The 23575-nt window shown below is 68.4% G+C and carries 18 protein-coding genes and 1 riboswitch; of the genes, 8 read left to right on the top strand and 10 right to left on the bottom strand.

Annotated features, from left to right (window positions below; all coding sequences use genetic code 11):
* Nucleotides 1-89 precede the first annotated feature (89 nt).
* Nucleotides 90-701, top strand: coding sequence for a TetR/AcrR family transcriptional regulator (locus AB3X07_RS07090; RefSeq protein WP_369943727.1), 612 nt, complete (start codon nt 90-92; stop codon nt 699-701).
* The gene (locus AB3X07_RS07095) at nt 701-1993 is read left to right on the top strand and encodes an aspartyl/asparaginyl beta-hydroxylase domain-containing protein (protein ID WP_369943728.1); all 1293 of its coding nucleotides are present in this window, start codon (nt 701-703) and stop codon (nt 1991-1993) included. The genes AB3X07_RS07090 and AB3X07_RS07095 overlap by 1 nt, the downstream gene beginning before the upstream one ends.
* Nucleotides 1994-2059: 66 nt before the next feature.
* Here the strand turns inward: AB3X07_RS07095 and AB3X07_RS07100 are convergent, their stop codons facing one another.
* From AB3X07_RS07100 to AB3X07_RS07120, 5 genes are all read right to left on the bottom strand, one after another.
* Nucleotides 2060-2626 (bottom strand): 2OG-Fe(II) oxygenase, encoded by a 567-nt coding sequence (locus AB3X07_RS07100; protein WP_369943729.1) that lies wholly within the window; start codon nt 2624-2626, stop codon nt 2060-2062.
* Nucleotides 2623-4467: a tetratricopeptide repeat-containing sulfotransferase family protein gene (locus AB3X07_RS07105; RefSeq protein WP_369943730.1), complete on the bottom strand. Its 1845-nt coding sequence runs from the start codon at nt 4465-4467 to the stop codon at nt 2623-2625. Before AB3X07_RS07105 ends, AB3X07_RS07100 begins: the two co-directional genes overlap by 4 nt.
* Nucleotides 4468-4544: 77 nt before the next feature.
* Nucleotides 4545-7457 (bottom strand): TonB-dependent receptor plug domain-containing protein, encoded by a 2913-nt coding sequence (locus AB3X07_RS07110; protein WP_369943731.1) that lies wholly within the window; start codon nt 7455-7457, stop codon nt 4545-4547.
* 246 nt (nt 7458-7703) lie between these two features.
* Entirely contained in the window at nt 7704-8567 is an 864-nt protein-coding gene (locus AB3X07_RS07115; RefSeq protein ID WP_369943732.1) for a hypothetical protein, read from the bottom strand.
* Between the two features lie 118 nt (nt 8568-8685).
* Nucleotides 8686-9600: an Hsp33 family molecular chaperone HslO gene (locus AB3X07_RS07120; protein WP_369943733.1), complete on the bottom strand. Its 915-nt coding sequence runs from the start codon at nt 9598-9600 to the stop codon at nt 8686-8688.
* A 63-nt stretch (nt 9601-9663) separates the two neighbouring features.
* Between AB3X07_RS07120 and mtgA the strand changes: the two genes are divergently transcribed.
* The 3 genes from mtgA (at nt 9664) to AB3X07_RS07135 (ending at nt 12031) form a co-directional block, all read left to right on the top strand.
* The gene (mtgA, locus tag AB3X07_RS07125; protein WP_369943734.1) at nt 9664-10401 is read left to right on the top strand and encodes a monofunctional biosynthetic peptidoglycan transglycosylase; all 738 of its coding nucleotides are present in this window, start codon (nt 9664-9666) and stop codon (nt 10399-10401) included.
* A gap of 219 nt (nt 10402-10620) precedes the next feature.
* Nucleotides 10621-11643 carry a glycosyltransferase family 2 protein gene (locus AB3X07_RS07130; RefSeq protein WP_369943735.1) on the top strand — a complete coding sequence of 341 codons (1023 nt, stop codon included), beginning with the start codon at nt 10621-10623 and terminating at the stop codon, nt 11641-11643.
* Nucleotides 11603-12031 (top strand): CBS domain-containing protein, encoded by a 429-nt coding sequence (locus AB3X07_RS07135; RefSeq protein WP_369943736.1) that lies wholly within the window; start codon nt 11603-11605, stop codon nt 12029-12031. The genes AB3X07_RS07130 and AB3X07_RS07135 overlap by 41 nt, the downstream gene beginning before the upstream one ends.
* A gap of 94 nt (nt 12032-12125) precedes the next feature.
* Here AB3X07_RS07135 and AB3X07_RS07140 read toward each other — a convergent pair whose 3' ends face one another.
* From AB3X07_RS07140 to AB3X07_RS07155, 4 genes are all read right to left on the bottom strand, one after another.
* Nucleotides 12126-14102, bottom strand: coding sequence for an AsmA family protein (locus AB3X07_RS07140; RefSeq protein ID WP_369943737.1), 1977 nt, complete (start codon nt 14100-14102; stop codon nt 12126-12128).
* A 49-nt stretch (nt 14103-14151) separates the two neighbouring features.
* Complete coding sequence (gene trhA, locus AB3X07_RS07145) at nt 14152-14823, bottom strand: PAQR family membrane homeostasis protein TrhA (RefSeq protein ID WP_369943738.1); 672 nt, start codon at nt 14821-14823, stop codon at nt 14152-14154.
* Nucleotides 14824-14932: 109 nt separating this feature from the next.
* Nucleotides 14933-16537: a peptide chain release factor 3 gene (locus AB3X07_RS07150; RefSeq protein WP_369943739.1), complete on the bottom strand. Its 1605-nt coding sequence runs from the start codon at nt 16535-16537 to the stop codon at nt 14933-14935.
* 49 nt (nt 16538-16586) lie between these two features.
* The gene (locus tag AB3X07_RS07155) at nt 16587-17438 is read right to left on the bottom strand and encodes a M23 family metallopeptidase (RefSeq protein WP_369943740.1); all 852 of its coding nucleotides are present in this window, start codon (nt 17436-17438) and stop codon (nt 16587-16589) included.
* Between the two features lie 147 nt (nt 17439-17585).
* Nucleotides 17586-17704: riboswitch (SAM riboswitch) on the top strand.
* Nucleotides 17705-17774: 70 nt separating this feature from the next.
* Here AB3X07_RS07155 and metX point away from each other — a divergent pair.
* From metX to AB3X07_RS07170, 3 genes are read left to right on the top strand one after another with little or no spacing between them, the layout of a single operon-like run.
* Complete coding sequence (gene metX, locus AB3X07_RS07160) at nt 17775-18821, top strand: homoserine O-succinyltransferase MetX (RefSeq protein WP_369943741.1); 1047 nt, start codon at nt 17775-17777, stop codon at nt 18819-18821.
* The gene (locus AB3X07_RS07165) at nt 18818-20035 is read left to right on the top strand and encodes an O-succinylhomoserine (thiol)-lyase (protein ID WP_369943742.1); all 1218 of its coding nucleotides are present in this window, start codon (nt 18818-18820) and stop codon (nt 20033-20035) included. The genes metX and AB3X07_RS07165 overlap by 4 nt, the downstream gene beginning before the upstream one ends.
* A gap of 20 nt (nt 20036-20055) precedes the next feature.
* Nucleotides 20056-21123 carry a homoserine dehydrogenase gene (locus AB3X07_RS07170; RefSeq protein ID WP_369944682.1) on the top strand — a complete coding sequence of 356 codons (1068 nt, stop codon included), beginning with the start codon at nt 20056-20058 and terminating at the stop codon, nt 21121-21123.
* Between the two features lie 97 nt (nt 21124-21220).
* Here the strand turns inward: AB3X07_RS07170 and AB3X07_RS07175 are convergent, their stop codons facing one another.
* Nucleotides 21221-23275 (bottom strand): glycosyl hydrolase family 18 protein, encoded by a 2055-nt coding sequence (locus tag AB3X07_RS07175; RefSeq protein WP_369943743.1) that lies wholly within the window; start codon nt 23273-23275, stop codon nt 21221-21223.
* Between the last annotated feature and the right edge of the window lie 300 nt (nt 23276-23575).

Genomic DNA, 23575 nt, shown 5'->3' on the forward strand with positions numbered 1-23575 from the left:
GAGCGAAAAGCCAATGCTGCTGGGCATTTGCGCTCGATTCATGCAAGTTACATACTGCAATCGACTGCCCCGTATGGTTAAATCGACGGATGAACAACGCCTCCGCGCCTTCCACCGACGAGGCCGCCACTTCGGGTGGCGGCCGCAACAACCGACTCAGCGCCGAGGACTGGGCGCAGGCCGCCCTGGACCTGATCGCCGAACAGGGCGTCAACGCGGTGGCGGTGGAGCCGCTGGCGCGCCGGCTCGGCGTCACCAAGGGCAGCTTCTACTGGCATTTCCCCTCGCGCGACGCGCTGTTGCAGGCGGCGCTGGAGCGGTGGGAACTGGTCGAGCAGCAGCAGGTGTTCGGCAGTCTCGAGGAGGTGCCCGATCCACGCACCCGCTTGCGCGCGCTGTTCCAACTGGTGGCGCACGAGGTCAAGCCGCACATCATCTATAGCGAACTGCTCAAGGCGCTGGACCATCCGGCGGTGCGCCCGGTGATCGACCGCGTCTCGCAACGGCGCATGGAGTACCTGATCGCCTCGTTCCGCCAGGCCGGGCTGAGCCGCACCGACGCCCAGCATCGCGCCCGGCTGGCCTATGCCGCCTACGTCGGCTTCCTGCAGTTGTCGCTGCAGCTGCATCAGCCCAAGCAGGCGCGCGAGGAATTCGAGGCCTACGTCGAACACGTCATCGTGACCCTGATCCCGGGCTGATGTTCCAGGAACTGACCCGCGCGGGCGTGCACGAGGAGGTGCGGCGCCACCTCGCCCAGGGCGACTACCGGCGCGCCGATGCGCTGTGCGAACAGGTGCTGGCGAAGGCGGCGGACGACGTGACGCTGCGCCGTCTGCATGCGACGTTGCTGACGGACAGCGGCCAGCTCGCGCGCGCGGCGCAAGCCTGGGCCGTGGTCGCCGACGCCGACCCGAGCCTGGAGGCGTGGAGCCGGCTTGGCATGTGCCTGGCGCATCTGGGCGAGCACGCGCAGGCGGTGCCGGCGTTCGAGCAGGGCGTGCGGCTGGCGCCGGACGCGTTCCTGCTGCGGCTGTGGCTGGCCGAGAGCCTGGACGCGCTGGGGCGCGGCGACGAGGCCTTGCCGATGTACTTTGCCGCGGTGCACGCCGCGCAGGCCAAGGGCCGCTGGCTCGATCAGCGCAGCACCGCGCCGGAATTGCAGCCGCGGGTGCTGGCGGCGATGGCGCGCATCGACCAGGGCCGGCACGCCCTGTTCGCCTCCGCATTGCAGCCGCTGGTCGATCGCTTCGGCGAGGCGGCGCTGCGCCGGGTGACCGCGGCGCTGCGGATCTACCTGGGCTTGCAGCCGCGTCCGGCCGACGACGGCCAGCGCCCGACCTTTCTCTACGTGCCGGACCTGGATCCGTCGCCGTATCTTGGGGCGGAGCGGTTCCCCTGGTACGCGCGCCTGCAGGGCGCCACCGAAGGCATCTGCAACGAACTGCGGCAGGTGCTGGCCTCGCGCCAGGCGGTGCAGCCATTCCTGGACTTCAGCAATGGCGCCACGCCGCAGGACTACCTGAGCGCCCGGCATGGCGACGGCGCCTGGGATGCCTACTTCTTCTACCGACACGGCGTGGCGCATGCCGAGAACCTGCAGCGCTGTCCGGTCACCGCGGCGGCGCTGGCGCATGTGCCGCTGACCAGGATCGATCTGCACGCGCCGGAGGTGCTGTTCTCGATCCTGGCGCCGGGCACCACGATCAAGCCGCATTACGGGGTCAGCAACTCGCGCGTGGTCACCCACCTGCCGCTGATCGTGCCGCCGGATTGCGCACTGGACGTGGCGGGCATCGCCCATCACTGGCAAGTCGGGCAACTGGTCACATTCAACGACACCTGCCTGCACCAGGCCTGGAATCACAGCGAACAGGTGCGGGTGGTGATGATCCTGGATACCTGGCATCCGGACCTGGAAGAGGCCGAGACGCTGGCGCTGCGGCACCTGGTCGAGTGCATCGGTGCGTTCAACCTGCGCGCGGGACTGTAGCGCGGGCGGCGCCTGCGCTGGATGCCGCGCGGCCTCGGCGCGCGCCGCGTCGCGCCAATCCGCCGCTCAGCGCTTGAACATCAGGTAGGTGGACAGGATGTATTTGTCGTTGGACACAGGCGCATTGCCGACGTGCTGGTACATCCAGTACGGCGGGAACATCAGCAACCTGCCGGCGCGCGGCGCGGTCTCCACGTCCAGATCGCAGAAGCGCGTGGTGCCGCCCTCGGCGACGTCGTTGAGATACCACAGGAACACCAGGTAGCGCTCGGCCACTTCGTCGATCGAATCGAAATGCGGCTGGAAACGGTCGCTGCCGCCGATCTGGTACTTCTTCAAGATCAGCCGGTCGATGGTCGGGCGATAGGGGATGGGCAGGGTCAGGCCGAGGTCCTGGTTGTAGCGCGCCAGGTAGTGCTCGATCTTGTCGAGAAAGAACCCGAGAAACGCCGGATCGGCGAGCTTGCCGACATCCAGCTCGGTCCAGTTGCTGTCGCCGAGCGCCGCGCGGCTGTTGCTGCCGTTGCGCTGGTGATGCGCGCGCGAGGCCTCGAAGCCGTCGATCAGTTGGCGGCAGAACGCCGCGGGCAACGCGTCGTCGTAGCTGCGGATGTAATCGCTGAGCGCTTTCATGCGGCGGGCGTCTCCAGGTCGTAACCCCAATGCGCGGCCACCGGCTGCAGGATCGGCAGGGCGCTGGCCAGCCACGGCGCATACGCGTGCCAGCGGTCCACCGCGCGCCGGTTCACCGGTTCCACCACCTGCGAATAGCTGGGCGTGCTGATATAGCCCTTGCGCGCGGCATGCTCGCTGAAGCCGGCCAGGAACTCGGGCTGGGCGATGCCGAGGAAGCCGCCGATGCGCTGCACCTGCGCCGGGAAATCGGCCACGGTCTCCTCGTACTTGAGGATCAGCAGGTCGGGTTGCAGCAGCGCCTGGTGGTGAATCCAGAAGCGCATCGCGTTGACGTAGCTCTTGGCCAGGCGTTCCAGGGTCGAACACAGCACCATGAATGCCGGGGAGCGGAAGTTCTGCATGTAGCAGCTCAGCAACACGTCGCAGGGATGGCGCAGGGCCAGGATGATCTTCGCATTGGGAAACAGGCGCATGATCATCGGCAGGCGCAGCATGTTGAGCGGATTCTTGTCGACCAACTGCTGGCCCGGCGCCAGCGCGATGACCTTGGCGATCTCCGACCAGTACACCTGCCGCATCGCCTCGACCTGGGCGTTGTCCAGTGCGTCGAGATCGTAGGGGTACTGCTTGCCCTGCGCTTCCATCCACTCGATGCAGTTCTGCACGATGGCGCGCTCGTCCATTGACGCGTAGTTCGGATGCGCATCGAGCATCTGCTCCAGCATGGTAGTGCCCGAGCGCGGGAAGCCCACGATGAAGACCGGCGAGGCGCCAGCGACCGGTGCCGTGTCGCGCACGTCTGCGTAGCGTGCTTGCGCTTGCTCCAGCCATGCGTTGGAGCTTTGCAGCGGCTCATCCCCCGATTGGACGATGCCGGGCATGCTGCCCGCGGCGATCTTCAGTTGGATCGCATGCGCTTTGCCCAACATCTCCATCGCTTCGGCGGTGTCGCCTTGCTTGTCCGCAATGCCGCCGAGCATGAAATAGGCATTGGCCTGTACCTGCACGGGCGGCCGCAGTTGCAGCAGTGCGTTGACCGTGCTGCGGGCCGCGGCGTGATCCTTGCGGCGCAGCGCGAGCGACGCTTGCAACTGCAACATCTCCATCCGCACCTGCGGGCCGTGCTGGCTGGCCGACGCTGCGATCTGTTGCAGCAGTGCGCTGCCCTGGTCGAGCCGGTTGGTGCGCTCGTACAGCTGAGCCAGCCTGATCAGACGTGCTGCGGGTGGAGACTGGTCCTGCGGTGCCGGTGCAAGCAGGGCCTCGGCCTCCTCGATTCTTCCGACCTGGATCAGCGCGCTCGCCAGTTCTTCGAGCAGTTCGTCGGACAGTGGTGGCCATGCCCATAGCGGCGGCAGCAGGCTGCTCGCACGTTGCGCGTCGCCACATGCGAAGCAGGCGGCCGACGCGTGGATGCGTGCCTCCGGCTGCGTCGGATCCAGTTCGACGGCATCCAGGAAGCGGTGACGGGCGCGCGCGACATCGCCCATCTCCATCAACAGTAGGCCGTAGTCGACAAGATGATGTTGGGTGTTTGGCGCCAGCGCCAGTGCCCGCAGATAGGCACGCTCGGAGGAGGTGTAGTCGCCGAGGGTGCGCAAGACCTGGCCGAGGTTGGCCCAGTGCGCGGGTTCGCTCGGTTCACGTTCAGTCAGTGTTCGATAGATCGCGGCAGCCTCTGCAAAGTCGCCGCTCTGTTGCAGGGCCATCGCCAGCAGCGTGCTCCAGGACGTGTCTGCGGGCGTTGTGGCCAGTGCTTCTCGGCAGATTGTAGCGGCCGCGCCGCTTTCGCCTTGCTCGATCAATTGGATAGCGGATTTCAGGTGCGGTTGGGTCATTCGGATCTACCAAAGAAAAGGGCCGCGCGAATCCTTCGCGCGGCCCGTGTTTCACACCAATAGCGCGATTAACTGGATCAGAAGTTCATGCTGTAGCGAGCCCACAGGTAGCGGCCCACGGTGTCGAAGCTGTTCACGTCCGTGTTCGCGTTCAGCACGTTGTTCTGGTACATCATCGGCGGCTGCTTGTCGAACACGTTGTCCAGGCCGACCTCCACCTTCGAATTGAACCACGGCAACGCGTAGTTCACGCTGACGCTGTGCATGAGGTAGGCACCGTAGCCCTTCTCGTAGCAATACTGCTGGAACTCCGCGTCCGACGGGTTGCACGCGCCGTCCACGCTGACGCGCTGGCGGAGGTCGTCGTTGCCGATCTGGAACGGCCCGACATAGCGAATGCGCCAGCTCGCGCCGAAATCGCCCTTCTGCCAGTTGACAAACAGGCGGCCGCGCACCCTGGAGTACAAGCCGTAGCTCTTGTTGTACGTTCCCGCGATGTGCGTCACAACGTTGTTCGGGTTGCTGGGGTTGGTGTTGTTGTCGTAGCGGGCAATGTAGGTGCCGTCCAGGCCAAAAACGAACGAGCCGTAATTGGTGTCCTGCAGGCGGTAGCGCAGTGCCAGATCCCAGCCCTTGGCATCCAGACGGCCGAGGTTCACGATCGGCTCCTGAATGTAGTCGACCTGTCCATCCGGGAAGCGATGAATGAGCGGGCAGAACGGGCTGCTGTTGTCCGAATAGCAAACGTCGCTGACGATTTGCGCGTCGGCACGCGCAATCGTGTCGTTCAAATACAGGCGCCAGTAGTCCAGGCTGGCCGAGAAGCCAGGCAGCCATTCCGGGTCGTACACCACGCCCCAGTCGAACGACTTACCCTTTTCCGGCTTCAGTTCGAAACCGCCGGCGACACCGCCGGACCACACGCCGGTGGTCTGCGAGTTCCCGGTCGAGGTGATGCCCGTGTCGCCCGGAATGGCGGTCGCGCCGCTGCCCGCGCCGCAGGCGCTCTCGTGATCGCGCGGAACGCCGGCCGCGCCGTAACCCAGGCAGGGGTCGCGGAAGGTCGGCGCATCGCCGGCCGGACCTGCGTACAAGTCGTCGATGGTCGGCACGCGGAACACTTCGGCGACGGTGCCGCGCAGCAGCAGGTTCTCGATCGGACGCCATTCCAGCTGGACCTTGCTGTTGGTGCTGTCGCCGAATGTGTTGTAGTCGGAGTAGCGCGAACCCAGCGTCACCGCGAGCAGGTGCGCGAACGGAACTTCGGAGAGCAGCGGTACGTACAGTTCGCCGTAAACTTCGCTAACATTGTATTTGCCGCCCAGCGGCGAACTGCAGGCTTCCTGGGAAATGAAGCAGTTACCGTATTGGTTGGCCAGGGCGATGTAATCAACCGAGCTCTTTTGAGACTCCTCGCGCCAGGCCGCTCCCACCGCCAACTGCACGCCGCCGGCCGGTAGCGTGAACAGTTCGCCGCTGGCATTGGCTTCGAAGCTGCGCGATTGCCGCGTCGTGGAGAACGACGGACGGGACTCGTAATCGGTCAACGTCGAGATCGTCTGAGGGTCGTTGATGTTGAAGATGTTGAGCGGCACGCAACCGGAGATGACGGCGCCGGGACTGCCGCACTTGACCACGCCATCGCTATCCTGGAACGACGGGCCCAGCGCGTCGCGCAGGCCGTTGTAGAACACATACCCATAGCTGGTGTTGTCGCGCTTGTAGTGGCCATAGTTCATGGCCGCGTCCCACTTCCAGGTGCTGTCGCCCACGAAGCCTTCCAGGCCGATGACGACCTGATCAGTCACCGTGCTGTAGTAGGAACGGCGCTGGCCTAGCGACGTGAAGCGGCTCAGCAACTGGCTGTAGCTGTTGCTGTTGTTGTCCGCGCCGAAATTGATGCCGAACGGATTGTAGAAGTTGTCGGCGGAGACAATGACCTTGTCGCCGCGCGCGTCGAATGGCAGCGCGGCGATGGCGAAATTCGAACTGGTCTTGTTGTGGTAAACCTGCGCGAAGGCGTTGATGCTGTCGGTGATCTGGTAGTTGGCCAGGAAGAACGCGCTGGTGCGTTCCTGCGGCGTCATGATCAGGTTGGTGGCCTGGTAGTTGTAGGAGTCGCGAGCACCCGAATAGCATCGGTAGTCGCTCTGCGAGGCACCGCTGGCACCGGGGATCAGCGTGACGCTGCCGCAGCCGCCATACTGAGCCTGAAGCGGCTCCGGCAGCGAGATGCGTCCCCCTGGATTGCGGCTGGAGCCGCCGATACTGACGCTGCCGCCGGACAGGTAGGTTGCGTCCTTTGAGTACTTCCGGTCTGCGGAGGAAATGGCATCGAACTTGTTGTAGTTCAGCCCGACCATGAGGTTGCCGCGGTCGCCCACCTGGCCGAAGGTCAGGGAGCCGCCGCTGCGCGCGCCATCGCTTAGGTGGGTCGCCTGACCGTAGTCGACGCTGACCGCCAGGCCTTCGAAGTCCTTGCGCAGGATGAAGTTGACCACGCCGGCGACCGCGTCGGAGCCGTACACGGCCGAGGCGCCGCTGGTCAGCACTTCGATGCGCTCCACCGCGGTGGCGGGGATCGAGTTGACGTCGTTGTTGACGATGCGGCGGCCGTTGACCAGCAGCAGCGTACGCTCATCGCCCAGGCCGCGCAGATCGACCGACGACTTGCCGTCGCCGCCGCCGTTGTTGACCGCCGGGTTGGTCGGCGCGCCGGACATCGCCGGGAGTTCCTGCACCAGGTCGCCAAGGGTCAGCTTGCCGGTCTGTTCGATCGCGGCGCGATCGATCACCACCACCGGGCTGGCGGTTTCGGTCTCGACGCGGGCCACGCGCGAACCGGTGACCTGGATCGTGTCCAGGGTCTTGGAGGGATCGCTGGAAGTGCTGTCCTGGGCAGCCGCCGCGCCCGTGCCGAGCAGGGCGGTGGTGCCAGCGGCGAGCGCGAACGTGATGGCGTCGCGCAGGCGATGGGTCTTGCAATTCATTGGCTCTCTCTCCGAATGAGGTGTGGTGGCAACTGAAGGGTGTCCAGCGGTGGCCTCGAAAAAGCGAGACCAAACATCCGCAGGGTGAACCGATAGTAACTGCCTCGTTCCGGAAATTAAAGAGTTGTTAATAACACCCGTATATATGTGATGAATTTCACACTTTCTGTTTCAGGTGGGCATTAAAAAAACCCCGATGAGGGGGCTTTTTTGGACGAAAAACGTTTTGAAACAGTGGCTTGTCTTTTACAAGTCCTGCTCGTAACGCACATAAGGAATGGTGCCTTCCTCGGTGCTGATGTTGTTCGGCGCGAACGGATTCTTGCCGCGGGTGATCACGTTCTCGGCGCCGACCGTCAGTTGCCCGCTCCACGGGGTGCGCCAGGTCAGGCCCACGCCCAGGCCGGACCACTTGCCGGGCTGGCCCGGCGCGTCGACCACGCGGCCGATGACGTTGGCGCTGAACGAGCCGTAGCCGCCGCCGATGCTCAGGCTCTTGCTGTCCCACTGGTCGACCAGCGCCGGCGAGGCGTCGGCGATCGGGACCAGGCGCGCTTTGGCGAAGGTACCGCCGATCGAGACGAAGCCTTCGCGGCCGATGTTCTGCTGCGCGAACACGGTCAGGTCGTTCTGCTCCATGCGCAGCGCGGGCGTCTTGGTGGCGCCCGCCAGCCATGCCGGCATGTTCTCGCGGCCGGTGCCGGCCGACAGCGACAGGCGCCCGCCGGGACGGTTGAAGGTGGTGGTCGCGGCGACGCGGTGGCTGCCGGCATCGCCGTCGTCGTCGCCCAGGCTGGCGAGCATGCAGTGGCTGGCCAGGCCGCTGATGCTGCTCCCGCTGGCGCTGTTGCACAGCAGGCCGAGCGAGTCGCCGGAGGACAGGCCGAACGCGGCATCGAGCGAATTGCGGCCGAAATGCCAGCGCGCCCCGACCGCCTGTTCGCCGGTCGGTTCCAGGTACAGCAAGGCCTCAACCTTGCCGCTGCCCTTGTTCCAGATCGGCAGTACCGTCCGGTCGCGCTCGCCGGGGGGCTTGCTCTGCGCATGCGCGCCCGTGGCCGCCGCGAGGGCGATCAGCAAGGCAAGTGGCAGGCGCAGTAGGGCTCGCATGGACGGTCTATGGACTGTGGGGCAGGAACGAAAGTTCCCGCTGGGCAGGTTGGAGGATGCTAGTGGGTTTATGTTTCTTTAACAAGCCAGACTCCCCGGTCCTAAAGCTCGTTCCCGGCTATTGCAAGCGCTCCGGCGGCGCCGGTTCAGCCGGGGTTGTCGCGAACAATACGCCGAATTCCGTCAAGGGGAAGTCATAGTGGCGGCCGCAGAACTCGCAGCGGATCTCGACCTGGCCGGTGGCCTCGGCCGCGGCGCGAGCTTCGTCTTCGCCGAGCGAACGCAGCATCGCCGCCACTCGCTCGCGCGAACAGGAGCAGCCGAAACGCAGCGGCCGGGTGCCCAGCAACTGCGTCGCCTCCTCATGGAACAGCCGGTGCAACAGGGTCTCGGCCGGCAGCGCCAACAGTTCGGATTCGTCTACGGTATCGAACAGGGCGCCGGCGCGGTTCCAGCCGTCCTCGTCGCCGGTGTCGCCCGGCAGCTTCTGCAGCAGCAGGCCGGCCGCGTGCTGGCCGTCGGCGGCCAGGATCAGCCGGGTCGGCAACTGCTCGGATTGGCGGAAGTAGTCCTCGAAGGCCTCGCCCAGCTCGGCCGCCGACAGCGCCACCAGGCTCTGGTAGCGCTGCGGTTCGCGCGGGTCCAGGCCCGGGTTCTCGATGGTGATCGCCAGCAGCGCGGCGTCGCCGAGCGCGCGCAGGTCGCGCGGGGCATCGCTGCCCTCGCGCAACTGGACGATGCCGCGCAGGGTGCCGGCCGCGGTGCACTCGGCGAACAGGGTGCGCAGCGCGCCCTCGCTGCGCAGTTGCACCGACAGGCGCCCGTCCACCTTGGTGTGGCCGGTGAACAGGGCGGCGGCCACGCAGGCCTCGCCCAGCAGCTCGGTGGCGGCGGGCGGATAGCTGGCCGGCGCGAGGATGTCGCGCCAGGCCGATGCGAGGCGCACGTGCACGCCGCGCACGCCGGCGCCGGGCAGCAGGAAGCGGGTCAGGTGGTCGTGCTCGGAAGAACTCATCGCGGCCTCGCTGCGCATGGGAAGATGGCGACCGCAGGATAGTGGGTCATCTCGGTGGACAAAGTCGAAGAACGCATAGCAATGGGGGCGCCACGGGGCGTTGCAAGTGGCGCGGCGCTGCCGCGGCGGCGGCGCTGGTTGCGCTGGCTGCTGCTGGCGCCGCTGGTGTTCGTGCTGGCGAGCGTCTCGCAGGTGCTGGCGCTGCGCTTCGTCGATCCGCCTTTCTCGGCGATGATGCTCGAGCGTCAACTCGGCGCCTGGGGCGAGGGCGACTGGGGCTTCCGCATCGCCTACGACTGGCGCGATACCGCGCAGATCGCGCCGAGCCTGCCGATTTCGCTGGTGGCCGCCGAGGATCAGCGTTTTCCCAGCCACCATGGCTTCGATCTGGAGGCGATCGAGAAGGCGCGCGACCACAATGCGCGCGGCGGCCGCCTGCGCGGCGCCAGTACGATCAGCCAGCAGGTGGCCAAGAACCTGTTCCTGTGGCAGGGCCGCAGTTGGCTGCGCAAGGGGCTGGAGGCCTGGTACACGGTGCTGATCGAGGCGCTGTGGTCGAAGCAGCGGATCCTGGAGGTGTACGCCAATGTCGCCGAGTTCGGCGATGGGGTGTACGGGGCGCAAGCGGCGGCGCGGCACTTCTGGGGCAAGGAGGCGGCGCAGCTGAGTCCGGCACAGAGCGCGCTGCTGGCGGCGGTGCTGCCGTCGCCGCAGCGCTACGACGCCGCGCGTCCCGGTCCGTATGTCCAGCGCCGCGCCAACTGGATCCAGCGGCAGACGCGGCAGTTGGGCGGGCCGGCGTATCTGCAGGCGCCATAGCGCCATCGGCATGGCGCCGCGTTCCAGCCCCTCTCCCATTGGGAAAGCGGTTGGGGTGAGGGTACGGAGGTCCATGAGCTTGGATGGTTCGGCGGCAGGCGTACCCTCATCCGCCCCTTCGGGGCACCTTCTCCCGGCGGGAGAAGGGGAGGGGCTGCGAATCTTGCGAGGGCGCGCGCGTCGCTGGTGAACGCGCGGGGCGCTCCGTACCATCCGCGTATGGAAACCGAGCGCCTGACCGTCGTCGTCACCGCCTTCAACGAGGCGCAGACCCTGCCGTTGCTGCATCCACGCATCCTGGCCGCACTCGATGGCCTCGACGGCGTGGAGGGACGCGTGCTGTACGTGGACGACGGCAGCCGCGACGCGACTTGGGACGTGATCCAGGCGCTGGCCGCGGACGATCCGCGCGTCGGCGCGCTGCGCCTGTCGCGCAACTTCGGCAAGGAACTGGCGTTGACCGCGGGCCTGGATTTCGTCGAAACCGGCGCGGCGATGCTGCTCGATGCCGACGGACAGGATCCGCCTGAATTGATCCCGCAGTTCGTCGCGCACTGGCGCGCCGGCTACGACGACATCTACGGTACGCGCATCGCGCGCGACGGCGAAGGCTGGCTCAAGCGCGGTACCGCGTCGTTGTTCTACCGGGTGATCGGGCGCCTGTCGAAGACGCCGATTCCGGCGGACACCGGCGATTTCCGCCTGCTGTCGCCGCGCGCGCTGGCGGCGCTGGCGCAATTGCGCGAGCGCCGCCGGTTCATGAAGGGATTGTTCGGCTGGGTCGGATTCCGCCACCTGGCGCTGCCGTACCGGCGCGCCCCGCGTCTGGCCGGGCGCAGCAAGTTCGGTCTGTGGCGGCTGTGGAATTTCGCGCTGGAAGGCATCACCAGCTTCTCCACCGCGCCGCTGCGGGCGGCGACCTACCTGGGGCTGGCGACCGCGGCCGGCGCCTTCCTGTTCGGCACCTGGGTGGTGGTCAAGGCCGCGCTGTGGGGCGATCCGGTCGCCGGCTGGCCGACGATGATGGCGGTGATCCTGTTCCTGGGCGGCACCCAGCTGATCGCGCTGGGCCTGATCGGCGAATACCTGGGCCGCTTGTACGAGGAATCCAAGCAGCGTCCGCTGTATCTGGTCGACACCTGGCGTGCACCGGCCGCAGGAGTATGCTCGGCCGTGCGATCCAGCGAACCGGGAGGCAGCGATGCGTACGGTACGACAGTTGTTGGGCGACAAGGGCGGTGAGGTCCACGCGGTGTCGCCGGATGCGGCGGTGGTCGATGCGCTGCGGTTGATGGCCGACAAGGGCATCGGCGCGGTGCTGGTGATGCAGGACGGGCGGCTGGCCGGGATCCTGTCCGAGCGCGACTACGCGCGCAAGGTAGTGCTGCAGGACCGTTCCTCGGCGACCACGCCGGTGCGCGACATCATGAGCGCCAAGGTGTACACGGTGGACCCGTCGCAGAGCGTGCAGCAGTGCATGGAGCTGATGACCGGCCAGCGCATCCGCCACCTGCCGGTGGTGCAGGCCGGCACGGTGGTGGGAGTGATCTCGATCGGCGACCTGGTCAAGGCGGTGATCGAGGAGCAGCAGCAGGAACTCGATCAGCTGCAGCGCTACATCACCAGCTAACGGGATTCGGGATTGGGGATTCGGGATTGGCAACGGCAAAAGCCACGGCGCGCCGCGCTTTTACCATTCCCCAATCCCGATTCCCCATTCCCGGCTATTTGGCATAATGCCCGCCGCAGTCGGCGTCCTTGCCGGGACCGGTTTCCAGCGTCGCCAGCAAGGCGGCCGGCGGGGCGATGCTGCCCAGCGCCAGGGCCACCGCGCCGCGCACGCCCAGCGCCTTGAAGTCGGGGCGGAAGCTGGGGTCCTTGAAGGTGCCGCCGACGCGCAGCGGCGAGCGCAGCGACAGGATGCTGCGGTCCTTGGGGCGCGCCTTCAGCAACAGGTCCAGTTTCTCCTGATCCAGGTCGATGGAGCCGCTGCCGATCAGCAAGGTGTCGGTGCTGTCGAAGGCCAGCGCGCGCGCGTCCATCACGCCGTCGCGGACCGCGAAATCGCCGAAGGCGCAGCGCACCGGAATCTCGCGGTCCTTGGTGACCAGGAACTTCAGCGATTCGGCCACGTCCAGGCCGGCCAGTTCCATGATCAGGTTGCTGATGTGGCCCTTGCCCATGCCGATGGCGACGCTGCCGTCGGCACTGCCGAGCATCTGCGCGATCGAGTTGCCGGTGCCGGCCAGGGCGATCTCGCCCCCGATCGCGCCGGAGGCTTCCTTGGCCAGCTTCCCGTCCGGGAACAGCTTCGCCAGTTGCACGCCGCGCAGGGAGATCTGCGCGCGGGTGGCGATGGCCGGCTTGCGCGCATCCATGCGGATGTCCGAACGCAGGTCGCCGCCGGCCACGCCGAAATTCAGCGGTTGCAGCAGCAGGACGCCGTCGTTGAGTTTCAGGTGCGCATCCATGTCGTCCAGCGGCAGCGTCTGCGCGTTGATCCGCTGCGCCTTCCAGCGCACGTCGGCATCCATCGCGCGCAGCTTGCCGAGGTTGTAGGGGGTGGATGGCAGTACCTTGTCGTCGGCTGCGAGCTTGGCCGCCTGCGCTTTCTGCTCCGCGTTGGCGGTCTCGCCGGCGCCGGTGCGCGGCGGCGCGCCGACGAAGCCGGCGAGGTCGTCGAAATCCAGGCGCCGCGAGCGCAAGTCAGCGCGCAGGAACGGACGTTGCCCGGCGGTGTCGATCTGCACGTCGCCGGCCAGGTCGCTGTCGCCGGCGCGACCGCTGAAATTCTCGTAGCGCCAGACTTCGCCGTTGCGCTTGAGCCGGCCGTCGAGCTGATACGGCGGCGTGGACGGAATGGCGATGCCGAGCAGGGGATACAGGTGCGCCATGTCCGCGCCGGCCAGGGTCAGTTGCAGGTCGAACACGCGCAACTGGAAGGGATTGGTCAGCGTGCCGCGCATGTGCGCACGGGTGCTGCCGGCGCTGCCGCGCAGATCGACGCGGAACGGGTGGTCGCTCTCGCTCAGTTCCAGCGGCGAGGCGGTGCTGCCCTTGAGCGTGAACGGATTGCCGCGCCAGCGGCCGTCGCCGGCCACCGCGATCGGCGGCGCCGCATCGCCGCGTCGGCGCTGCGAGACCAGGCTGTCGACGCTGACGTCGATGTCGGTGCGGCCGCGGACGTCTTGGAACTTGAGCCGTCCCTGCTGCACCAGCAGCCGTCCCAGCACCACCTGACTGCCACCGCCGCCGCCGAAGTTCCAGTTGCCGGGACGCCCGTCCGGGCCGGTCTCCAGCAGCAGGTTCGGCCGGGTCAGGCGAATCTCGGGGATGCGCACCTTGCCGCGCAGCAACGGCCACAGCGCCAGGTCGATCTCGGCGCGTTGCGCATCGGCCATCTGCGGCTGCTTCGACCAGTCCGCGTTGGCGAAGCGCAGGCGGTCGCCGCGGATCGTGATGGTGCCGCCGAGGTCGACATCGAGGTCGCCGTCGATGTGCAACCCGCGGCCGGTCTTGGCCTGCACCGCGCGCTCGACCGGCCCCTTGAACCAGTTCCAGTCGAAGACGAGGATGACGATCAGCAGAAGCAGCACCAGCGCGCCGAGCACGAACGGCCAGCGCCGCAGACGGCCGTCGTTGCGCCGCCACGGCCAGGAGCGGCGGCGTGCGCCGGATGCGGAAACGGGTTCGCGAGCCATGCGGCCATCCTAGGCAGCCGCCGTGCACGGGGCGCGAAAGTGACCGGGCTCAGAGCACCTGGGCGGTCACCGCGACGAAATGGCAGACGCTGCCGGCGAGCACGAACAGGTGCCAGATGGCGTGGAAGTAGCGCACCGTGTCGCGCTGGTAGAAATACGTGCCCAGCGTATAGAACAGGCCGCCGGCCAGCAGCCAGCACAGGGTCGGCACATCGACCGAACGCAGCAGCGGCTCGATCGCGACCACGATCAACCAGCCCATGGCCAGGTAGAGAATGGTGGAGAGCAGCCGGAAGCGGCCGGTGAAGAACAGCTTGAACACCACCCCGGCCAGGGCGATGCTCCAGATCGCGGCGAACAGCCCCCAGCCCCACGGGCCGCGCAGGCCGATCAGGGTGAACGGGGTGTAGGTGCCGGCGATCAGCACGTAGATCGCGCAATGGTCCAGCACCTGCAGCCGCGCCTTGGCGCCGGGATGCGGGATGGCGTGGTACAGCGTGGAGGCGGTGTACAGCAGCAGCAAGGCGACGCCGAACACGATCGCGCCGGCCAGTTGCCAGCCGTCGCCATAGATGGCGGCCAGGGTGATCAGCACCGAGCTGCCGGCCAGTGCGGCGATCGCGCCCAGGCCGTGGGTCAGGGCGCTGGCGAGTTCGTCGCGCCAGTCCGTGGAAGGCGGCGCGTCGGCGTTCGAGTAGGCGGGCGACCGGTCTGCATCCATGGGCTTGCAAGGTATCGCAATTGCGAGCGGTTCGCATCCGCTGCGGCGCCGGCGGGCGGCGCCGGTTGGGCTTGCGCTCAGCCGACGCAGGCCCCGCGGTCGCGCAGGCTCAATCCACCGCCACGCTGTGCGCGTGTTCGCGGGTGGCGGCGAAACGCACGTCCGGCGCGCGTTCCTGCGCCAGTTGCAGGTTGACCCGGGTCGGCGCCAGGTAGACCAGTTCGCCGGCGGCATCGATGCCCAGGTTCATCGCGTTCTTCTCGCGGAACTCTTCCAGCTTCCTGGGGTTGTCGCAGTGCACCCAGCGTGCGGTGACCACGCCGACCGGCTCGAAGCTGGCGTCCACGCCGTATTCGTCCTTGAGCCGGTAGGCGACCACGTCGAACTGCAGGGTACCGACCGCGCCCAGGATCAGGTCGTTGCTCATCAGCGGACGGAAGAACTGGGTGGCGCCTTCCTCGGACAGCTGCGCCAGGCCCTTCTGCAACTGCTTGAGCTTGAGCGGGTCGCGCAGGCGCGCGCGGCGGAACAGTTCCGGGGCGAAGTTGGGGATGCCGGTGAACGACAGCGATTCGCCCTCGGTGAAGGTGTCGCCGATGGAGATGGTGCCGTGGTTGTGGATGCCGATGACGTCGCCGGGATAGGCCTCGGCGGCGATCTCGCGGTCGCTGGCCATGAAGGTCAGCGCGTTGGCCAGTTTCACTTCCTTGCCGGTGCGCACATGCAGGGTCTTCATGCCGGCGGCGAAGCGGCCCGAGCAGATGCGCATGAAGGCGACACGGTCGCGGTGCTGCGGGTCCATGTTGGCCTGGATCTTGAACACGAAGCCGGTCAGCTTGTCCTCGCCGGGCTGCACCTGGCGGCCGGTGGTGGCGCGCGGCTGCGGCGGCGGCCCATGCTCGGCGAAGAAGTCCAGCAGCGGCTGCACGCCGAAGTTGTTGACGCCCGAGCCGAAGAACACCGGGGTCTGCTTGCCGGCGCGGTAGGCGTCCAGGTCGAAGGCGTGGCTGGCGCCCTGCACCAGTTCCAGTTCCTCGCGCAGGTCGGCCAGCATCCGCTCGCCGATCTTCTCGGCCAGGCCGGGCGCGTCCAGCGACGGGAAGATGGTCGAGTCCTGGCGGGTGAAGTTGCGGCCGGGCTCGTACAGGTGCACTTCGCCGGTCACCAGGTGCACCACGCCCTTGAGGCGCTGGCCCATGCCGATCGGCCAGGTCACCGGCGCGCACTCGATGCCGAGCACGGTCTCGACTTCGTCGAGCAGGTCGATCGGATCCTTGCCCTCGCGGTCGAGCTTGTTGATGAAGGTCATGATCGGCGTGTCGCGCAGCCGGCACACCTCCATCAGCTTGATGGTGCGCTCCTCCACGCCCTTGGCCACGTCGATCACCATCAGCGCCGAGTCCACCGCGGTGAGCACGCGGTAGGTGTCCTCGCCGAAGTCGGCGTGGCCGGGGGTGTCGAGCAGGTTGATGATCTTGCCTTCGTACGGGAACTGCATCACCGACGAGGTCACCGAGATGCCGCGCTCCTTTTCCAGCGCCATCCAGTCCGAGGTGGCGTGGCGCGCGGCCTTGCGGCCCTTCACCGAGCCGGCCATCTGGATCGCCCCGCCGAACAGCAGCAGCTTTTCGGTCAGCGTGGTCTTGCCGGCGTCGGGGTGGGAAATGATGGCGAAGGTGCGGCGGCGCGCAGCTTCGGAGGCGACTTCTGACATGGGCGGTACGCCCGCAACGGGCGTCATCGGAGACGGAGGAAGCCGGCGATTATAGCGGGCTTGCCGGTGCGGCCGTTTGGTCGGGATGGGCGAAGCGTAGTTCGCCCAGGGGTCCTGCCATGCGGAACGGCACCGATTCCAGGCGCACGCCGCGGTTGAGCTGGACTGCGAAATGCAGGTGCGGGCCGCTGCTCAGGCCGGTGTTGCCGGACAGGCCGAGGCGTTCGCCGCGCGTGACCGCCTGGCCGACCCGCACCTGCACGCCGCCCGCGGCCAGGTGCGCGTAGATCGCCATGCTGCCGTCGGCGTGCACCACCCGCACTAGGTTGGCGGCCTGGCCCAGGCGCGGGTCGGTGCCGGATTCGCGGAAATCGTCGCGTACCTCCATCACCACGCCCTCGCGCGCGGCCAGCACCGGCGTGCCGTCGGGGAGGGCGAAATCCAGGGCATAGGCATTGGCCGGATCGCGATGGCTGAACGCGCCGCCGAAGCCCTGGTCGATGCGCACCGGGCGGTCGGCGAAGGGCAGGGCGTACAGCACGTCGTCGGCGCGGGTGCGCGGCGTGCCGGGCACGGCCTCGATGCGCAGTTGGGCGCTGTCGCCGCCGGTCTCGGCCTGGCCGCCCACTGGATACAGGTGGGCGACCACGCGGCGTTCGCCAGCGGCCAGTTCCACGGTCAGTGGCAGCGCGGGCACGGCGGTGAAGCTGGCGGCGTCGCCCTGCAAGCGGATCTGCACCGGGCCGCCCAGCGGATTGCCCAGTGCGACCTCGCGCAGGCCGCTTGCGCGGGTCACCACCTCCAGCCATGCCGGGGCGGGCCGTGCCGCGGGCCGCGGCGCATGCCAGCGCGGCAGCGGCTGCGCGAGCGCGCCGGTCGCGCCCGCCAGCGACAGGATCACGGCAAGCCAGTGGCGGAGGTGGCGTCGGCGCACGGACAGGGCAGCGATAAGGGAGGCGGAGTATGGCCGAGGCCAGGGATCGAAAAATCATATCGCTTCATCCGAATAAAGAGATTGACACGACCGAAAAACGCTGGCATCGTGGCTCCACCATCGAGACCGGCGGAGGGACAGGCCCTTTGATGCCGGGGCAGCCAGCGGACGCGCAAGCGACCGTGTAGGTGCCAAATCCTGCGGGGACCACCGCGTCCGCCGAAAGATGGTTCGATCCATGCCCTCTGCATGGCGAACGCGAGCTCCGCGAAGCTCGATGGCCGTTCCTCTCCGGATACCGTCATGCGCCTCGCGAACACGCCACAACGCCCCACGCCCGTCTTTGCCTCCTCCGACCGCCATGCCGCGCCGGCGGCCCCGGCCGACGGCGTGCACGCGATGCGCGGCGAGATCGCGGTCGCGTTGCCGCTGCGCCATGCCGGCGTGCAGTTATTGCGCTTGCGCTACGAACTGAGCGGCCCCGCCGCCGCGCCGGTGGTGTTCGTCGCCGGCGGCATCTCCGCGCACCGCCACCTCGCGGCCAATGCCAGCTTTCCCGAGAAGGGCTGGGCCGAAGGCCTGGTCGGGCCGGGGCGGGCGCTGGATCCCACGCAGCGGCGGTTGCTGGCGTTCGATTTCGTCGGCGCCGACGGCAGCCTGGACGCGCCGATCGACAGCGCCGACCAGGCCGATGCCATCGCCGCGCTGCTGGATGCGCTGGACATCGCGCAACTGCACGGCTTCGTCGGCTACTCCTACGGAGCACTGGTCGGCCTGCAACTGGCGGTGCGGCATCCGCAGCGCCTGCACAAGTTGATCGCGGTCAGCGGCGCGCATCGCGCGCACCCGTATGCGGCGGCCTGGCGCGCGCTGCAACGCCGCGCGGTGGCGCTGGGCCAACTGCAATGCGCCGAAAGCCACGGGCTGTCGCTGGCGCGGCAGTTCGCGATGCTCAGCTACCGCACCCCGGAGGAATTCGGCGAGCGCTTCGATGCGCCGCCGGAAGTGATCAACGGCCGCGTCCGCGTCGCCGCCGAGGACTATCTGGACGCCGCCGGCGCGCAGTACGTGGCGCGCACCCAGGTTAACGCCTACCTGCGCCTGTCCGAATCCATCGACCTGCACCGCATCGATCCGGCCGCCGTCGCCGTGCCCACGGTGGTGGTGGCGGTGGAAGGCGACCGCCTGGTGCCGCTGTCGGACCTGGTGGCCCTGGTCGAAGGGCTTGGCCCGCGCGGCAGCCTGCGTGTGCTGCGCTCGCCCTACGGCCACGACGCCTTCCTCAAAGAGACCGATCGCATCGACGCGATCCTCGCCACCGCCCTTCGCCCCACTGGAGCCGCCGCATGAGCACTGCCCACGACACCGATCTGCCCTGTAGCGCCGCCACCGCCGCGGTTCGCGCCGGCATCGACCGCGACACCGCCTACGGCGCGGTGACCCCGCCGATCGTGCTGTCGTCGAACTTCAGCTTCGATGGCTTCGGCAACAAGCGCCAGTACGACTACACCCGCAGCGGCAACCCCACCCGCGACCTGCTCGGCGAAGCGCTGGCGGAGCTGGAAGGCGGCGCCGGCGGCGTGATCACCGCCACCGGCATGGGTGCGATCAACCTGGTGCTCAACGCGCTGCTGCAGCCCGGCGACAAGCTGGTGGTGCCGCACGACGCGTACGGCGGCAGCTGGCGGCTGTTCAACGCGCTGGCCAAGAAGGGCCATTTCGAGCTGATCACCGCCGACCTGACCGATCCGCGCTCGCTGGCCGATGCGCTGGCGCAGGCGCCGCGGCTGGTGCTGATCGAGACCCCGTCCAACCCGCTGCTGCGCATCACCGACCTGCGCTTCGTCATCGACGCCACGCACAAGGCCGGCGCGCTGGCGGTGGTCGACAACACCTTCCTGTCGCCGGCGCTGCAGACCCCGATCGCCTTCGGCGCCGACCTGGTGATCCATTCCACCACCAAGTACGTCAACGGCCACAGCGACGTGGTCGGCGGCGCGGTGATCGCCGCCAATGCCGAGCTGCACCAGCAACTGGTGTGGTGGGCCAATGCGCTGGGCCTGACCGGCTCGCCGTTCGATGCGTTCCTGACCTTGCGCGGCCTGCGCACGCTGGATGCGCGCCTGCGCGCGCACCAGGAGAACGCGCAGGCGGTGGTGGATCTGCTGGACGGACACGCGGCGGTACGCCAGGTCTATTACCCCGGTCTGGCCACGCATCCGGGCCACGCGGTGGCGGCGCGGCAGCAGCGCGGTTTCGGCGCGATGATCAGTTTCGAACTGGCCGGCGGCGAAGCCGAGGTGCGCGCCTTCGTCGATGGCCTGCGCTATTTCACCCTGGCCGAATCGCTGGGTGGCGTGGAGAGCCTGATCGCGCATCCGGCGACGATGACGCATGCGGCGATGACCGCCGAGGCGCGTGCCAACGCCGGGATCGGCGACGGCCTGCTGCGGCTGTCGGTGGGCATCGAGTCCAGTGCGGACCTGGTCGCCGACCTGCAGGCCGGCCTGTTGCGCGCGCAGCAGGCCGGCGCGGCGCTGGCCCGCAAACGGGTGGACGCGTGAGCCGTCTCGCCGACGACGCCCTGGCGCCGCGGTCGCGCGCCGCGGCGGTCGCGCAGGCGCCGCGATTGGCCTTGCTCGGGACCGGCACCGTTGGCCGCGCCTTCGTCGCGCGCTATCAGGCCTTGCAGCAGCGGCGCCCGCGCCTGCCGGACTTCGCCTGGCTGGGCAATTCGCGTACCCGCCAGGCCTGCTCGCCGAACGCTCCGGCGTCCGCGCTGGAGGCGGCCAACGCCGCCCCGCGCGGCGCCTGCGCGCCGGCGCTGGCGGCGGACGGGTTGCGCCGCGGCGACGTGCTGGTCGATGCCACCGCCAGCGATGCCGTCGCCCAGCGGCACGCGCAGTGGCTGGCGCGCGGCGTGCACGTGGTCACCGCGAACAAGCTCGGCCGCGGCGCGGCGCTGGAGCGCGCGCAACAGATCGAGGCGGCGCGGCATGCCGGGGCCAGCCATTACGGCGACAGCGCCACGGTCGGCGCCGGCCTGCCGTTGCTCAGCAGCGTGCGCGCGCTGGCCGCCGGCGGCGATCGGATCCACGCGGTCGAAGGCGTACTGTCGGGATCCTTGGCCTGGCTGTTCCACCGCTACGACGGCGCGCGGACGTTCTCCGACTGCGTGCGCGAGGCGGCGGCGGCCGGCTACACCGAGCCGGATCCGCGCGAGGACCTGTCCGGCGAGGACGTGCGGCGCAAGCTGCTGATCCTCGCGCGCGCGGCCGGCGTGGCGCTGCGTGCCGAGCAGGTGCAGGTGGCGTCGCTGCTGCCGGCGGCCTTGGTCGCGGCGGCACCGACCGAACTGGATGCGGCGCTGTCGACGCTGGACGCGCCGCTGGCCGCGCGCCTGGCGCGGGCGCGCGCCAATGGCGCCTGCCTGCGCTTCGTCGGCCGTTTCGATGCGCATGGCGCTTCCGTGGAATTGCGCGAACTGCCGCTGGGCCATCCACTGGCCAGCGGCGCCGGCACCGACAACCGCGTCGCCATCCACAGCGACCGCTACCTGCAGCAACCTTTGCTGATCCAGGGGCCCGGCGCCGGCGCCGAGGTGACCGCGGCGGCCTTGCTCGACGACGTGCTGCGCATCGCCGCCGATTGAGCGTGCGCGCCGGCGGCTTGGCACGGCCGGTTGCCGGATCGGGAAACGAGGAACGCCGGCTAGCGCCGGCGTTCCTGCGAGGGGTGATGCCGCGCGGTTATTGCAGGCCGTTGCCGACCGCCTTGACCAGTTCCGCCTGCGGCGCGTCGCCGCTGAACTCCCAGAAGAACGCGCCGCCCAGGCCCTGGGCCTTCACGTAGTTCATCTTCTGCGCGATCACGCCCGGTGTGTCGTAGCTCCAGAAGGTGCTGCCGTTGTACTTCCAGTGCGCCCCGGCGGCGCTGTCCGTATGCGAGGTGCCGGCCGCGTTCTTGAGCACCTTGTAGTCCTCGATGCCGGCCTCGTAGGTGCCCGGTGCCGGGCTGCCGCTCTGGTACAGGCCATTGTTGACGTTGGCCACGTTGGTCCAGCCGCGGCCGTAGAAGCCGATGCCGAGATTGAGCTTGGCCGCGGGCACGCCCGCATCCAGGAACGCCTGTATCGCATCGTTGCTGTTGTAGTAGCGCTGGTCGCCGGTGGACGGGTCGGCGGGCGAGTTGAACAGCGCCGAGTGATGGTTGGTGATCGGCTCGAACGCGCCGTGGAAGTCGTAGGTCATCACGTTGATGTAGTCCAGCGACGGGTGGTACTGGCCCGGATCGGTGGCGCGGATCTTGTCCACCCCGGCGCCCACCGCCACCGTCAGCAGCAGGCCCGCGCGCACCTCGTTGAGCTGGCGCCGGAACTCGGCCAGCAGCGCAGTGAAGTTCTGCCGGTCCTCGGTGCTGCCGCAGCTGATGCCGCAGGCGTTGGGATATTCCCAGTCGATGTCGATGCCATCGAACACGCCGGCCGCCGCCGCCGCGCCGCCGGCGCCGTCGGTCACCGGCAGGTTGCCGCGGATGTAGGCGTCGATGCACGAGGCGACGAAGGCCTGGCGGTTCTCCGGCCGCGCGGCGCTGGAAAAGCCGCGCGACCAGGTCCAGCCGCCCAGCGAGATCAGCACCTTCAGGCCCGGATGCTTGGCCTTGAGCTTCTTCAACTGGTTCCAGTTGCCGCGCAGCGGCTGGTCCCAGGTATCGGCCACGCCGTCCACGCTCTGCGCCGCCGCGAACGCCTTGGTGTAGTCGGCGAACGCATCGCCGCCGGCGCCGCTGTTGGGATCAGATGGCTGCGTCACGCCCACTTCGCAGCGGTTGTTGCGCACGTTGCCGAAGGCGTAGTTGATGTGGGTCATGTAGCTGGCCGAGCCGCTCTTGTCGATGTCGGCGACCTGGTAGTTGCGGCCGTAGATGCCCCACTGCACAAAGTAGCCGATGACCCGCTTGCCGCCGCCGCTGGCGGCGGGCCGGGTGCGCACGTTCAGCGCCGCGCTCTTGGCCGAGACGTTGCCGGCGTTGTCGCGCGCGGCGACTTGGTAGCTGTAGCTGGTGTCGGCGCTGAGCGCGGTGTCGGTGTAGGCGGTGCCGGTGGGCGTGCCGACCTGCGTGCCGTTGCGGTAGACGCGGTAGCCGGCGATGCCGCTGCCGCCGGCGTTGTCGCTGGACGCATTCCAGGACAGGCTGACGCTGCTGCTGCTCTGGGTGGCCGAGGCCAGGCCGGCGGGGACGCTGGGCGGCGTGGTGTCGCCGGACGGGGTGCCGGTGACGGTGATGCTGCGCGCCGCGGAGGTGGTGGTCGCGCCCTGGTTGTCGGTGGCCACGGCGGTCAGCTGGTAGCTGCCGGCGCTGGCGTTGCTCCAGGTCACCGCATACGGTGCGCTGGTGTCGCTGCCCAGCGAACTGCCGCCGCGGAAGAATTCGACCTTGGCGATGCTGCCGTCGCTGTCCGTGGCGTTCGCCGACACGGTGATCGCGGCGCCGCTGGAGAAGCTGGCGCCATTCGCCGGCGCGGTCAGGGCCACGCTGGGCGGCTGATTGGCAGTGGCGCTGCAGGTGCCCAGTTCCTGGTACCAGCCGCAGTTGGTGCAGTAGCTGGGCGAGGCGTTCCAGATCTGGGTGGTGGCCTGGTACAGCTTGCCCTGGAACACGAGCTTGTCGCCGCTCTGGTAGATCCGGGCCGGATCCCAGGCGGCGATGCCGCTGCAGGACACGGATTGCGCCTGGGCGTGCCCAACGACGCCAAGCAGGGCGGTACAGCACAACAACCACGGGAGCGCGTCTTTCACGTTCATGGTGAAACCTCCAGGTCTGTGTGGCGTGGGGACTGCGGTGGCGGAGCAGCCGGAGCCCCTGCTGGCTGCGTTCCAGCGCGATCCAAGTCGTTGCGGATGCGCCGGGGCGCGCTGGAACGTGGACCGTCGGCGGCGTTGATAACGTTGTCAATTGGTCTCGCGCTGCTATCGGGGATGCCATCACAAGTAAGCGATGACAACGTTGCTCCTGATGCCTGCGCTAGCGGGCTGCCGTGGTGGCCGATGTTGCAGGGCGCCATCGTTGCGCGCGTGCACTGGCGACGCGCGCCGACCGCGCCC

The organism is Xanthomonas sp. DAR 35659 (genome assembly GCF_041242975.1).
Lineage (GTDB): Bacteria > Pseudomonadota > Gammaproteobacteria > Xanthomonadales > Xanthomonadaceae > Xanthomonas_A > Xanthomonas_A medicagonis.

What these genes read in the sequence shown, in the direction of transcription:
- AB3X07_RS07090 (WP_369943727.1), top strand. Translation starts at nt 90, where the DNA reads ATGAACAACGCCTCCGCGCCTTCCACCGACGAGGCCGCCACTTCGGGT.
- AB3X07_RS07095 (WP_369943728.1), top strand. Translation starts at nt 701, where the DNA reads ATGTTCCAGGAACTGACCCGCGCGGGCGTGCACGAGGAGGTGCGGCGC.
- AB3X07_RS07100 (WP_369943729.1), bottom strand. Translation starts at nt 2,626, where the DNA reads ATGAAAGCGCTCAGCGATTACATCCGCAGCTACGACGACGCGTTGCCC.
- AB3X07_RS07105 (WP_369943730.1), bottom strand. Translation starts at nt 4,467, where the DNA reads ATGACCCAACCGCACCTGAAATCCGCTATCCAATTGATCGAGCAAGGC.
- AB3X07_RS07110 (WP_369943731.1), bottom strand. Translation starts at nt 7,457, where the DNA reads ATGAATTGCAAGACCCATCGCCTGCGCGACGCCATCACGTTCGCGCTC.
- AB3X07_RS07115 (WP_369943732.1), bottom strand. Translation starts at nt 8,567, where the DNA reads ATGCGAGCCCTACTGCGCCTGCCACTTGCCTTGCTGATCGCCCTCGCG.
- AB3X07_RS07120 (WP_369943733.1), bottom strand. Translation starts at nt 9,600, where the DNA reads ATGCGCAGCGAGGCCGCGATGAGTTCTTCCGAGCACGACCACCTGACC.
- mtgA (WP_369943734.1), top strand. Translation starts at nt 9,664, where the DNA reads ATGGGGGCGCCACGGGGCGTTGCAAGTGGCGCGGCGCTGCCGCGGCGG.
- AB3X07_RS07130 (WP_369943735.1), top strand. Translation starts at nt 10,621, where the DNA reads ATGGAAACCGAGCGCCTGACCGTCGTCGTCACCGCCTTCAACGAGGCG.
- AB3X07_RS07135 (WP_369943736.1), top strand. Translation starts at nt 11,603, where the DNA reads ATGCGTACGGTACGACAGTTGTTGGGCGACAAGGGCGGTGAGGTCCAC.
- AB3X07_RS07140 (WP_369943737.1), bottom strand. Translation starts at nt 14,102, where the DNA reads ATGGCTCGCGAACCCGTTTCCGCATCCGGCGCACGCCGCCGCTCCTGG.
- trhA (WP_369943738.1), bottom strand. Translation starts at nt 14,823, where the DNA reads ATGGATGCAGACCGGTCGCCCGCCTACTCGAACGCCGACGCGCCGCCT.
- AB3X07_RS07150 (WP_369943739.1), bottom strand. Translation starts at nt 16,537, where the DNA reads ATGTCAGAAGTCGCCTCCGAAGCTGCGCGCCGCCGCACCTTCGCCATC.
- metX (WP_369943741.1), top strand. Translation starts at nt 17,775, where the DNA reads ATGCGCCTCGCGAACACGCCACAACGCCCCACGCCCGTCTTTGCCTCC.
- AB3X07_RS07165 (WP_369943742.1), top strand. Translation starts at nt 18,818, where the DNA reads ATGAGCACTGCCCACGACACCGATCTGCCCTGTAGCGCCGCCACCGCC.
- AB3X07_RS07175 (WP_369943743.1), bottom strand. Translation starts at nt 23,275, where the DNA reads ATGAACGTGAAAGACGCGCTCCCGTGGTTGTTGTGCTGTACCGCCCTG.